The sequence below is a fragment of the Aeromicrobium sp. Root344 genome (assembly GCF_001425755.1).
GTDB lineage: Bacteria > Actinomycetota > Actinomycetes > Propionibacteriales > Nocardioidaceae > Aeromicrobium.
Genome location: NZ_LMDH01000001.1, coordinates 2,211,117 through 2,223,478, shown reverse-complemented (window position 1 = coordinate 2,223,478; position 12,362 = coordinate 2,211,117). Strand labels below are relative to the sequence as shown.

Genomic DNA, 12,362 nt, shown 5'->3' with positions numbered 1-12,362 from the left:
TGCGGCCTTGACCGCGTCCGCGTTGATCTCGATGACCACGACGTCCAGGCCCGCCCGCGCGGCGACCTCCGTGATGCCCGATCCCATCAGCCCGCCGCCGATGACCCCGACGCGTTCGATCCCGCTCATGCGAATTCCTTCATCTCGGATGCGGGCAGCATCTGGAGAGTGACCAGCACCGCGTCGGCACGTTCGTGGAACTCGGCACATCGGCATCCGGGCTGTTGGTGGCACGAGCTGCGCCGTACGCGGCACAAGGCGTCGACAACGAGCGGGTCCAACGATTCTGGACGCTGAGATGAGCTCTCGACGGACGAGAGCCAGGCGCATACTTCGTCGGACGTCGCCGCCCCGAACATCACGCGTCCCAGGAGCCCGAAGAACTGCGGGGTGATCTGGCGGCAGTTGTGGACATGCCAAGCGGACAACAGACCCAGGTCGTACTCATCGATGCGACTGCGCGCCCAGACATCGCTACTCGGAGTCCAGTCACGTACGGGTCCCGGAGTGCCACATGCGACAAGCGCCCTCACGGGTACAGCCCTCGCGCTTGATGCGCCTCCGCGACCTTCTTCACGGCCAGCGACGTGGCGGCGGCACGCAACGTGATTCCATGCGATTCGCTGTGCGTCCGCACGTTGGTCCACGCCGACAGCATGCGTTCGCGAAGCCGATCGTCGACTTCCTCGGAGCTCCACCAGTACGCCTGGTTGGCTTGGACCCACTCGAAGTAGGACACGACGACACCGCCGGCGTTCGCCAGGATGTCCGGAACCACCAGGCAACCCTGCGACGCCAGGACGCGATCCGCATCAGGAGTCGTCGGCCCGTTGGCGCCCTCGACGATGACCTTGGCCTTGACGAGCCGTGCGGTCGAAGCGTTCAGCACCCCCTCGACAGCCGCCGGTACCAAGACATCGACGTCGAGCGCCAGCACGCTGTCGCCCTCGTCCAACGGGGAGCAGAATCCGACAACTGATCCCGTCTCGTCGACATGCTCCTCCAACGCCGGTATGTCGATGCCCTCGGGCGCGACGATCCCTCCGTACTGATCGCTCACACCCACGACCCGAAGCCCCGCCTCGGACAGGAATCGGGCTGCGCCGCGACCCACCTTTCCGAAGCCTTGGACGGCCGCCGTGCTGGATGAGGCCTGCAGCCCGATGGATTCCATGGCCGCCAGGGCGACGTGCACGACACCGCGGGAGGTCGCGCTGGCCCGGCCGAGCGAGCCGCCCAGGGACATCGGCTTGCCGGTCACGACACCGAGAACGGTGTGTCCTCTGCTCACCGAGTACGTGTCCATGATCCACGCCATGGTCTGCTCGTCCGTCCCGATGTCCGGAGCCGGGATGTCGATCTCGGGACCGATGACCGGAGTCAGCTCGCTGGTGTAACGCCGCGTGATCCGCTCGAGCTCGGCTTCGCTGTAGAGGCGTGGATCGACCCTGACTCCGCCCTTGGCTCCGCCGTACGGCACGTCCAACAACGCGCACTTCCACGTCATCCACATGGCCAACGCTCGCACCTCGTCGAGGTCGACGTCGGGACTGAACCGGAGTCCGCCCTTCGCCGGCCCGCGGGAGAGATTGTGCTGCACCCGGTGGCCGGTCAGCACCTCGACAGAGCCATCATCACGTCGCAACGGAATGCTGACAGTCACCTCACGTCGAGGCTGGGCCAGCATGGCGTACAGACTCTCGTCGTAGCCCAGGACGTCGATCGCCTCACGCAGCTGCGTGCGGGCGTCGTCGAGTGGGCTCGCGAGGTCGCGTGGTGCCTGCTGCTCGCTCAACACAGATGTCATGGCACTGGATTCCTATGTCTGCTCGGTCAGCGGAACGCCGCGAGGCCGGTCATGGCCTGCCCGACGACGAGGGTGTGCATCTCGACGGTGCCTTCGTACGTCAGGACCGACTCGAGGTTGTTCATGTGGCGGGTCACCGGGTACTCCAGCGAGATCCCGTTGGCACCGAGAATCGTTCGCGCGGTGCGGCAGATCTCGATCGCCTCCCGTACGTTGTTGAGCTTGCCAAGGCTCACCTGCACGGGCTGCAGCGTTCCGGCGTCCTTGCGCCGTCCGAGGTGCAGCGCCAGCAGCATGCCCTTGGTCAGCTCGAGGTTCATGTCGGCGAGCTTCTGCTGCGTCAGCTGGAAGCCCGCGATCGGCTTGCCGAACTGTTCGCGGTCGTTGGCGTACGAGAGGGCGGCAGCGAGCGAAGACCTGGCGGCCCCCAACGCACCCCAGACGATCCCGTACCGAGCCTCGTTGAGGCAGCTCAACGGCCCACGCAGGCCGCGGACCTCAGGAAAGGCGTACTCCTCCGGCACCCGGACGTCGTCGAGCACGAGCTCACTCGTCACCGAGGCGCGCAGCGACATCTTGTGCTTGATCTCCGGGGCGCTGAAACCGGGTGTGTCCGTCGGCACCGCGAAGCCCCGGATGCCTTCGTCGGTCTGCGCCCAGATGACGGCGACGTCGGCGATGGACCCGTTGGTGATCCACATCTTGCGGCCGTTGATGACCCAGTCGGCACCGTCCTTGCGCGCATTGGTGCGCATGTTGGCAGGGTCGGAACCGTGATCGGGCTCGGTGAGCCCGAAGCAACCGATGGCTTCGCCGGCGGCCATCGCGGGCAACCACTGCTGCTTGACCGACTCCGTCGCCCAGCGCCAGATCGCGAACATGGCGAGCGAGCCCTGCACCGAGACCAGCGAGCGGATGCCCGAGTCCACGGCTTCGAGCTCGACGCACGCGAGACCGTAGTCGGTCGCGCTCATCCCGGCGCAGCCGTAGCCGTCGAGGTGCATGCCCAGGACTCCGAGCGATCCCAGCTCCTTGGTCAGCCCGCGCGCATCAGGCAGACCGCCCTGCTCGAACCAGTCGGCCACGTACGGGAGAATCCGTTCCTCGCACATCTGGCGCACGGAACCGCGTACGGCCTTCTCGTCCGGGGTCAGGAGGTCGTCGATGCCGGCCAGGTCCAGGGGGTCGAGTGCGATACGTGTTGCCGTGGTCATGATGTCCTCTTCTGTGTGTGGCGAGCTCGGACGACGTCGTTGTGCTCGCCGAGTCGTGGGGGCCGCCGATAGGTGTCCACCGGCGTGCGGGAGTAGGTGATGGGGTGGCGGACCTGGTCGATCGCGTCCGGGCCCACGTCGACGCGAGGGGCCAGGCCCAGGTCGGTTGCGAGATCGAATGCCGACCCGATGTCGCCGACCGCTCCTGCGGGTACGCCCACCTCGGTCAGGTCGGTGATCCATTCAGCTGCTGGTCCGCCAGCGAGCACAGCCTCTATGAGTGGGACCAACTGCGACCGGTTCGTCACCCGGTCTGCGTTGTGCGCGAAGCGCTCGTCGGCGGCCAGCTCCGGCCGGCCCAGGACGCCTGCCAGTCGTACGAACTGTGCGTCGTTGCCGCAGCAGACCGCGATGATCCCGTCGGCGCATCGCAGGGTCTCGTACGGGGCGATCGACGGGTGCTGGTTGCCCATACGCTGTGGCGCCGCACCCGTGGCGAGGTAGGACGACGCTTGGTTGGCGAGCGAACCGAGCAGGCTCGACAGGAGGTTCACCTCGACGAGCTGGCCTTCACCGGAGGCATGGCGTTCGTTCAGGGCCGCGAGGATCCCGATGACCGCATCCTTCGAGGTGAGGACGTCCACGAGGGCCACTCCGACCTTGGTCGGCTCGGCATCGGTGCCCCCGGTGATGCTCATCAGTCCGCCAACTGCTTGGACCAGGAAGTCGTACCCGGGCAGCGTCGCTCCCCCGGCCGTGCCGAACCCGCTGATGGAGCAGTAGACGACGCCCGGATTGCTGCGCCGCACGTCGTCGTACGCGAGACACTTGGCCGCAAGAGCCCCTGGGCGGAAGTTCTCCACCACCACATCTGCGGTGGCCATGAGGTCCAGGGCAATCCTGTGATCGGCAGGATCGTCCAGATCCAGCTCGACACTCTGCTTGGAACGGTTTGCGCAGTCGAAGTACGCGCTCGTCGTTGACGTCCAAGGGGGTCCCCAGTGGCGGGTGTCGTCACCTGTCCCCGGTCGCTCGACCTTGACGACGGTGGCGCCGAGGTCGGCCAGCATCGAGGTTGCCAGGGGACCCGCCAGCACGCGACTGAAGTCGGCGACGACGATGCCGTCGAGCAAGGTTGTCATGAGCGATCAGCGACTTCCAGCGTCCCGGAGACCCGGCGCGGAATGCTCCACGGATTGCCCGCGAGCAGAGGCTCAGGCAACAGCGCCTCCGGCACGCCTTGATAGGCAACTGGTCGGACGAAACGGTCCAGAGCCGCCGCTCCTACTGACGTGGTCTTCGGGTTGGAAGTCGCGGGCCAGGGGCCGCCATGTTCCTGCGCCCACGTGAACGCGACGCCAGTCGGCCAGTCGTTCACGATGATGCGTCCGACCTTGGGCGCGAGATGGGCGAGGATCGTCCGAGCGTCGGGATCGTCCTCCGCGATCATGATGCTGCCGGCCAACGCACCCTGGAGGCTGCCGATCGCTGCGACCGCATCGTCCAGCCGGTCATACTCGACGATGACCGCAACCGGGCCGAAGCACTCCTCCAGGACCCGGTTGCCGCGCTGGAGAACGTCCACTGAAGCAGCGAGCAGGACAGCAGCGGTCGACCATCCGGCGCCGGTCGACGACGTCTCGGCCACGATCGTCGCGCCGGCATCCTGCAGCTCGCCGACGCCGGTTGCGACGGCGTTGGCGATGCCTTCGGTCAGCATCACGGGCTGTGGATAGGCGTCTTCGAGCGCTTCGGCGACGAGCTTGGTGGCGTTGCAGCCTCGAGGGACGAGCATCAGCCCCGGCTTGGTGCAGAACTGGCCGCTGCCGAGCGTGAAGGACTGCACGAAGCCTTGGGCGATGGTGGCGATGTCGGATGCGGCGGCAGGCGTCACGACGACTGGGTTCACCGTGCCCATCTCGGCGTAGACGGGGATGACGACGTCGCGCTCGTTGGCCAGCTTCCAGAGGCTCATTCCCCCGGTCTGCGAGCCCGTGAACGCCACTGCCGCGACGTCGGGGTGCTTGACGAGCGAGACGCCGCTGCCGTAGCCGAACACGAGGGACGCGATTCCAACAGGGGCCCCCGCGGCCACCATCGCGGCGTGCACGACCTCGAAGGTCCGCTGACTCGTCAGGGGGTGGGCCGGGTGGGCCTTGATGACGACCGGGCATCCGGCAGCGATCGCCGACGCCGTGTCGTTGCCGAAGACGCTGAAGGCGAACGGGAAGTTGCTCGCGCCGAAGACAGCCACCGGCCCGAGCGGCACGTTGAGACGACCAATGAAGGGTGTCGTCGGTGTGGCTTGGTCGATGACCGCGCCGAGGTAGGCGCCGTCAACGGCCACCTCCGCGTAGAACCTCATCTGGCCTGCGGCGCGAGCGACTTCGCCATTGAGTCGGGAAGATCCGAGCGCGGTCTCCCAGTCTGCGATCCGGACCAGCTCCTGGGCGTTCTCCTCCATGGCGGCAGCACCGGCGTCCAGCCAGCTGCGCCTCACGATCGGCGACACGTCACGAACGTCGCTCGCAGCCGCGACTGCGAGCGCCACCAGCTCCTCCAGCTCGTCGGCGCTGGTGTGGGCGACCGACGCGGCGGCAGCCCCGGATCGGGGATCGAAGCTGAGGTCGCCACTCATCGGTGGGCCTCGACGGCGTCCTCGATGACGGTCAGTGCCTCGTCGAGGAGGGCCGGCTCGATGACGAGGGGCGGGAGGAGCCGAATGACGTTCCCGAACGTGCCGCAGACGAGAACCAGCACGCCCTCCGCGTGACAGTGCGCGGCCACTGCCTTGGCGATCTCGGGAGCGGGATCTGTGGTTCCGGGCTTCACGAACTCCATCGCCAGCATGGCCCCACGACCGCGCACCTCACCGACCGCCGATCCTGGTCCGCTCAACGCAACGAGCCTGGGCTTCGCCACGGCCTCGATGTCTCGCGCCTTCTGGACCAGCCCGTCCTCTTCGATCGCCTCGATGGCGCCCAGCGCAGCGGCGCAGGCCACGGGATTTCCGGCGTACGTGCCGCCCAGCCCGCCTGCCGGGACGGCGTCCATGAGCTCGGCTCGACCGGTGACGGCAGCCAGCGGCATCCCGCCGCCGAGCGCCTTGGCCGTGGTGATCAAGTCAGGCACCACGCCCTCGTGGTCGCAGGCGAACATCTCGCCCGTACGGGCGAGCCCCGTCTGGATCTCATCAGCGACGAAGACGATGCCGTGAGCGCGCGCGAGCTCCTGGACCTTGGTGAGGTAGCCGGGTGGCGGCACGATGAACCCGCCCTCGCCTTGAATCGGCTCCACAACGATCGCCGCCACGTGGTGTGCGCCGATCTGGGTCAGGACGATCTCCTGGAGTGCGGCGAATGCCTCGTCCGCTGCCGCCTCGGCACCGCCGGCCCACCGGTACGGATATGGCGACGGAGCCCGGTAGACCTCTGGCGCAAACGGTCCGAATCCCTCCTTGTACGGCAGGTTCTTCGCCGTCATCGACATCGTCAGCAGGCTGCGACCGTGATACGCGTGGCTCAGCACGACGACCGCCGGCCGGCCCGTCGCGACACGAGCGATCTTGATCGCGTTCTCCACCGCCTCAGCGCCCGTGGAGAACAGCGCGGTCTTCTTGGCATGATCACCTGGAGTGATTCGGTTGAGCGCCTCGGCAACCTCGGTGAAGACGTCGTACTGGGTGACCAGGAAGCAGGTGTGGGTGAACTTCTCCGCCTGAGCCTTGATCCGTTCGACGACGCGCGGGTTGGACGCGCCCACGCTCGTCACCGCAATGCCAGAAGCCATGTCGATGATGTGGTTGCCGTCGACATCCACGATGATCGCGCCACCGGCTTCCTCGACGAAGATCGGAAGGGTCTGCCCGAGACCGTTGGAGAGCGCCTGGTTGCGGGTTGCTTGCAGCTCGATGGACCGGGGCCCCGGCAGCGCCGTCTTCAGGATCCGTTGTTGGGTCGGCAGGGACATGCAAGCTCCTCGAGTGGTCGTGCAGTGATCTCGTGTCCTCCATCATCAGGCGCGCAGCCGCCAACTTCCTCGTGCAGAGTGCACTGATTGGGCCCACCTTGGATAGTTTGTACACATGAGCCTTCCCACCGTCGCCTCGTTGTGCGCGAGCCTGCCCGGGGCGCTGGGGCCGGCGGCCGGATTCACCGTGACCGACGACGAGGTATCCGCCGTTCACGTCAGTGAGCTGCAGGATCCCGCGGGCTACTTGAGTGGCGGCGAGTTGCTGCTCACCACCGGACTTGCTCTGCCGGACAACGAGATCGGGTGCGACCGCTACGTGTCGCGGCTCCGTGCTGCCGGGGTCGCTGCGCTGGGCCTGGGGCTGGGGCCATCCGTGTCCGCCGTCCCCGACGCGTTGACGGCCGCGTGCGCCCGGCATGAGCTGTGCCTGTTGGTCGTCCCGCCGGAAGCGGCATTCCTCACTGTGACCAAGGCGTACTGGACGGCGCGGTCTCGATCGACGCAGCAGGAGCTGACTGACGCCATCACAGCGCACCGATCGCTGGTTGACGCGATGGTCTCTCGGAATCCGGTCGGCGAGACCCTCAAAGCCTTGTCACGTGCCATCGGAGCGTGGGTGGCTCGGCTCGATGCGTCGGGCGTTGTCGAGCACGTATTTCCGACTGCCCGCGTCTCGGATGCTCTCGCCATCGCCGAGCAGCTTGCGGCCCTCAAGGTCGCCGGAATGCATTCGTCGGCCACGTTCCCGTCAGGCGACGACGTCGTCGCGGTCTTCCCTCTACCACTTGAGGATCGCGTCGTCGGCTACATCGCCATCGGTTCCGCCGAGCCCTTGGGCGCCACGGCCCGCCGCCTCGTCCTCACCGCCGGCGCCTTGCTGAGCCTGGACTCGGTCCAACGCCATCGCGCGGACGCAGCGACGCAGGCGCGCATGCAGGACATCGCGACCCTGCTCGACATGGGGTTCGTCGAACCTGCGAGACGCTTGATCTCCCGTGCCGGTCTCACGGCCCTGGGCGACGCCATGCGGGTGCTCGTGGTCCGATCAACCCGGACTGCCGATGTCACAGAAGCTGTGCACCGATGGGTTCGCGATGCCCTGCCCGGGCCCTCCGAAGCAGGGTTGGCATGGTTCATCGTTCCCGAGGTCCATCCTGAAGTCGCGAGGCTCCAGAAGCTCTTGATCGAGGTAGACCCCGAATTCGCAGCCGTCCTCTCGGAAGCGACCGCCCCAGCCACGGTTCACCGAATACGCATTGGGATGTTCGACCGTGTCGGTTCGATTCCGGTCGGCGCCCTTGCAGCGCCGACCGGCCTGTCGCAGGACACAGGCACGATCCGCGACGGTGTCCGCCGCGTGCTCGAGTACGGCCGGGTCGACCTTGTCGGCACCCTCGTCGCCTACCTGCGGAACCGAGGTCAGTGGGATGCCGCCGCCCGCGAGGTCGGCGTACACCGCAACACCGTCCGCCATCGCATGGGGACGATCCGCGAGCTGCTGGGAGCCGACCTCGAGGACCCCGACGTCGCAGCCACGACGTGGCTCTATCTCCGGGACAATGGGTTCGCCTGAGCCACCGACCGATGACCAGCCAGGACATACAGGGGCAGCGAACCGCATCGGCGACCACCAGCTTCCTCCTCCACCGGCATGAGGTCCCCCGTAGAGACCCTCGGATCGGCAGAAAGGACCACCCGACCCCGCCCGTTCACCAGCGTCGCCCCAGCCCGGCAGAAGTCGGCCAGCAGATCTCGCTCGAGGGCTTCGACGGTGACGTCTGCCCCCACGATCCCCACGACTTCGCCATCCACGACTACGGGGGCGCTGCAGGTCATCACATAATCGACTGCACAGACCGTGTCGACATACGGTCCGGTGACGTGAGACCGCATGGTCCTCACAGGAGTGCTGAGCCACTCGAACTGGGTGTAGTCCGCGGGACGCAGCTCATCACGGGTGATCGTTCTCGCCTCGTCAGCCACCCACCAGACCGCGTCGAATCCACTGTCGACGATGGCGCCGGAGATCCCTGCGAACCCCATCCCCGACACCGGGCCCGAACGCAGCAACTTCTCGGCCACCGGTCGAAGCGCCGAACCGATACTTGCCGCCGTGAGGTCTCGCCTCTCGAGCTTGCGGTACAGGCGGTCCCGACCCGCGCACAAGCTGGCGTCGATCTCCGTGAACAAGCGGTTCACGGCGGTGGAGCACTCCTGGACCGTGTCTGGCGTCCGAGTGAGCATCAGCTCGCCTCGTGGGATATCGAGGAGCCCACGATCGGACGTGTGCAGAGCTTCCATTCCGCACGCGCCCCATCCACCGCGGTCACCACCCATCCGGCCGGGTCGAACCGCTCCCCTGGTGCGAACGTCGCCAGACTGGATGCCACCACCCGTCCTGACGACCCCACCAGCACCGCTACGTCCTCCAGCTTTCGCAAGATCCGGACGAGGTGGATCTCCACCCGGTCGATGACCAAGTCCGCTCCCACGACCCCGAGAAACACCCCTCTTTCCATGACTGGCTGCGCGCACAGGATGACCAGCTGATTGACTCCCGCGAAGTCGACGAAGGGACCGAAGACGCTCGGCATCCCGGCTTGGCCGTCGCGGAACCACTGCATCGACTCGTAGGCGTACTCGGCGCTCGCCGAGGCATTGCGGGGCGGATGGAGACGACTCACACCCTCCGCGGACCGCATCCACCAGTTCCAGTACCTGTGCTCGCGATCGACAGTGTCCAGGGCAGCCACGAATCCGGCGCCGCCGACCCACGGGATCGTTGTGACCAGGTCCCGGGCGACTCCTTCAATTCGCGCCAGTGCCGCATCGCTGAGTGCTGTGTGTTGCGGCTCGACGGTGCCGATGACCATCGAGCGCAGGCGATCGATGTGGCCGTATACGCCGTCGAGCATCGCCTCGATCTCAGAAGCGATTGCGCCAGCAGTTGTCTTCTCTGCGCCCGTCATCAGTCCATTCCCAACCTGAGATCAACGATCCGGCGTGTGCTGTCGCGCACTTGAGTCTCCGCAAGGGATCTCGCCAAGTCCGGATCGCCGGCCTGAATCGCCTTGGTGAGTTCCTGATGCTGCTCCGCGCATTCGACCTGGTCGATCCCGACAGCTGGGATCCACAGCAGCTCGCTGTACTCAGCCTGCAGCGACACCATTCGCCGCATGAGCCGCTCCGACTGACTGCTCACCGCCAGCTCGATGCGCAGGCGGCTGTCGAGCCTCAGACACTGAGCCGCCGACCCGGCAGCCGCCAGCTGCGAGGCCAGGTCCTCAAGTCGGGCGATGTTGTCATCATCGAAACGGCGTGCCGCGAGACTTGCGACGATGCCCGTGATGGCCAACACCTCATAACCGAGATCGCGGAGTTGTGACGGGCTGAGGTGCCCGAGCCGAGCCGTGGACTTGCGGGCGGAGTAGTCCCGCGGGGCGCGGATGAAACTGCCCCCGTTTCGTCCGCGGCGTGTCTCGACGAGGCCTTCCTGCCGCAGGATCGCGAGAGCCGCACGGAGAGACACCGTGGAGATGGCGAGCTGAGCCGCCAGGTCAGTCTCCGACGGCAGCTGTTCCCCGTCGGCGATGAGCCCCATTGAGATGGCCTCGGCGAGTCGTTGCGCAACGGCGGGGGCCAGCCCGCCGCCCGTACCGATCTCGTCGAAGAGGGTGACGCTCAGGCTCGGCGGCCACGGCTGTGACATGGCATCAACCTCCTCCAGGTGGTGAACAAATCCTAGTCTTTCACTTGCGCTATTACCTATAAAAACATATGTTAATGCAAATTACGTGACCGCGGTCACCTTTCCGACCGCAAATATCTCGATCAAAGGACTGCCCATGACGACAACCACGACGCGAACCACCACCCGTGCTCTGATCCACGGCGAGTGGGTGGACGGAGAGAACGGCACGTTCTACGCGAGGTCCCCGCACTCGGACGAGGTCATCGCGGAGGTGGCCAAGTGCAGCTCGGCAGACGTCGACAAGGCCGTCGAGTCGGCCAGGCGCGCTCAGCCCGCGTGGGCTGCCACGCCCGTCATCGAGCGCGTGAAAGTGTTGCGTCGCATCAATGAGCTGTTCAGGCGCGACGCCGAGAAGATCGCGCAGGTGCTCGCGAACGAGATCGGCAAGCCGATCAACGACTCGCGGGAAGAGGTCATCGAGTACTCGGCACCGTCATGGCAGAAGGCCGGCGAAGAAGTGCTCCGCCATCGCGGGCTCTCCTTCCCTTCGACGCAGGAGCAGACCAACAACAAGCGCCTCGTGCTCAGCCACCGCCCCGTCGGTGTCATCGCAGCAATCACGCCGTACAACTTCCCGACCGACATCTCATCGATCGCCCTTGCGCACATCATCGCTGCCGGGAACACCGCGATCTGGAAGCCTTCCGAGCACGCCGCAGTCAGCTGCACCATGGTCGCCGAGCTGTTCGAGGAGGCCGGACTTCCTCCCGGTGTCATCAACGTGGTTCACGGCGAGGGAGATGTGGGCGCGGCGCTCGTCGGCCACCGCCACGTGGACGGCGTCTTCTTCACCGGTTCGACCGCGACGGGCGAGCGCATTGCGTCGTCGATCCCACTGAAGCCGATGCTCCTCGAGCTGGGCGGCGACGGGCCATTCATCATTCTCGACGACGCAGACGTGGATGCCGCCGTTGACGGCGCCATCCAAGGATGCTTCTACTACTCGGGCCAGGTGTGCACGTCCGCCGAGCGAGTTCTGGTCCACGAGAACGTGTACGACGAGTTCGTCGAGAAGTTCCGCACCAAGATGATGGCCCTGACGGTGGGTGACCCGATGGACGAGGCCACCGACATGGGCCCGGTGTGCACCGAGACAACTCGCGCGCGCATCGCCGAGCACGTCGAGGACGCCAGGTCGAAGGGTGCCACGATCGAACAGCACGGTCGCTCTGACGGCTTGTACTTCCCCGCCACGCTCCTCACGAACGTCACGACCGACATGCGGATCATGCAGGAGGAGACATTCGGTCCTGTCGCTCCGATCCTCAAGATCTCGTCGGCCGAGGAGGCGGTCGCGATCGCCAACGAGAGCGAGCTCGGCCTGATCGCATCCTTGTGGACGCGCGACCTGTCGACTGCGTGGCGGGTCGCCGAGGCGCTGCCGCACGGCTCGGTGAACATCAACGAGACGAGCAACTACTGGGACCAGCTCGCGCCGTTCGGAGGAACCGGACGTAGCGGTGTGGGGCGCGAGCTTTCGCAATGGTTCCTCGACGCATTCACCGAGGCCAAGCTCATCGTGTTCGACCTCGGAGACGGCGAAGTCCGGAACAACCGGCGCGCCGAGGGCGGCTGGTGATGCCCCTGCCCCTTGCCACGCCCCCTTCACCCCGTACTA

At 66.5% G+C, this 12,362-nt stretch carries 11 protein-coding genes; 2 read left to right on the top strand and 9 right to left on the bottom strand.

Features of this window, described 5'->3' with window-relative positions:
- The 6 genes from ASC61_RS19400 to gabT all read right to left on the bottom strand — a co-directional run.
- Positions 1-129 (bottom strand): 3-hydroxyacyl-CoA dehydrogenase NAD-binding domain-containing protein (locus ASC61_RS19400; protein ID WP_235503616.1); only part of this gene is annotated, 129 nt, incomplete at its 3' end.
- A 400-nt stretch (positions 130-529) separates the two neighbouring features.
- The gene (locus ASC61_RS10845) at positions 530-1,807 is read right to left on the bottom strand and encodes a Glu/Leu/Phe/Val family dehydrogenase (RefSeq protein ID WP_056211781.1); all 1,278 of its coding nucleotides are present in this window, start codon (positions 1,805-1,807) and stop codon (positions 530-532) included.
- 26 nt (positions 1,808-1,833) lie between these two features.
- Positions 1,834-3,021: an acyl-CoA dehydrogenase family protein gene (locus tag ASC61_RS10840; RefSeq protein WP_056211780.1), complete on the bottom strand. Its 1,188-nt coding sequence runs from the start codon at positions 3,019-3,021 to the stop codon at positions 1,834-1,836.
- Positions 3,018-4,163 (bottom strand): CaiB/BaiF CoA transferase family protein, encoded by a 1,146-nt coding sequence (locus tag ASC61_RS10835; RefSeq protein WP_056211778.1) that lies wholly within the window; start codon positions 4,161-4,163, stop codon positions 3,018-3,020. Before ASC61_RS10835 ends, ASC61_RS10840 begins: the two co-directional genes overlap by 4 nt.
- On the bottom strand, positions 4,160-5,659 hold the full coding sequence (locus ASC61_RS10830; protein ID WP_056211776.1) for an aldehyde dehydrogenase family protein: 1,500 nt from the start codon (positions 5,657-5,659) through the stop codon (positions 4,160-4,162). Before ASC61_RS10830 ends, ASC61_RS10835 begins: the two co-directional genes overlap by 4 nt.
- The gene (gabT, locus tag ASC61_RS10825) at positions 5,656-6,990 is read right to left on the bottom strand and encodes a 4-aminobutyrate--2-oxoglutarate transaminase (RefSeq protein WP_056211774.1); all 1,335 of its coding nucleotides are present in this window, start codon (positions 6,988-6,990) and stop codon (positions 5,656-5,658) included. Before gabT ends, ASC61_RS10830 begins: the two co-directional genes overlap by 4 nt.
- Before the next feature lie 115 nt (positions 6,991-7,105).
- Here gabT and ASC61_RS10820 point away from each other — a divergent pair, with 115 nt between their 5' ends.
- Positions 7,106-8,566 carry a PucR family transcriptional regulator gene (locus ASC61_RS10820; protein WP_056211772.1) on the top strand — a complete coding sequence of 487 codons (1,461 nt, stop codon included), beginning with the start codon at positions 7,106-7,108 and terminating at the stop codon, positions 8,564-8,566.
- On the opposite strand, the gene ASC61_RS10815 is transcribed toward ASC61_RS10820, so the two are convergent.
- From ASC61_RS10815 to ASC61_RS10805, 3 genes are read right to left on the bottom strand one after another with little or no spacing between them, the layout of a single operon-like run.
- Positions 8,539-9,237, bottom strand: a complete 699-nt coding sequence (locus ASC61_RS10815; RefSeq protein WP_056211770.1) for a cache domain-containing protein — start codon at positions 9,235-9,237, stop codon at positions 8,539-8,541. The two genes, ASC61_RS10820 and ASC61_RS10815, sit on opposite strands and share 28 nt — an antisense overlap.
- Positions 9,237-9,962 (bottom strand): cache domain-containing protein, encoded by a 726-nt coding sequence (locus ASC61_RS10810; RefSeq protein WP_056211768.1) that lies wholly within the window; start codon positions 9,960-9,962, stop codon positions 9,237-9,239. The genes ASC61_RS10815 and ASC61_RS10810 overlap by 1 nt, the downstream gene beginning before the upstream one ends.
- Complete coding sequence (locus tag ASC61_RS10805) at positions 9,962-10,702, bottom strand: FadR/GntR family transcriptional regulator (RefSeq protein ID WP_056211767.1); 741 nt, start codon at positions 10,700-10,702, stop codon at positions 9,962-9,964. The genes ASC61_RS10810 and ASC61_RS10805 overlap by 1 nt, the downstream gene beginning before the upstream one ends.
- 136 nt (positions 10,703-10,838) lie before the next feature.
- On the opposite strand from ASC61_RS10805, the gene ASC61_RS10800 reads away from it, so the two are divergent.
- Positions 10,839-12,323, top strand: a complete 1,485-nt coding sequence (locus ASC61_RS10800) for an aldehyde dehydrogenase family protein (protein WP_056211765.1) — start codon at positions 10,839-10,841, stop codon at positions 12,321-12,323.
- The last annotated feature ends 39 nt before the right edge of the window (positions 12,324-12,362 follow it).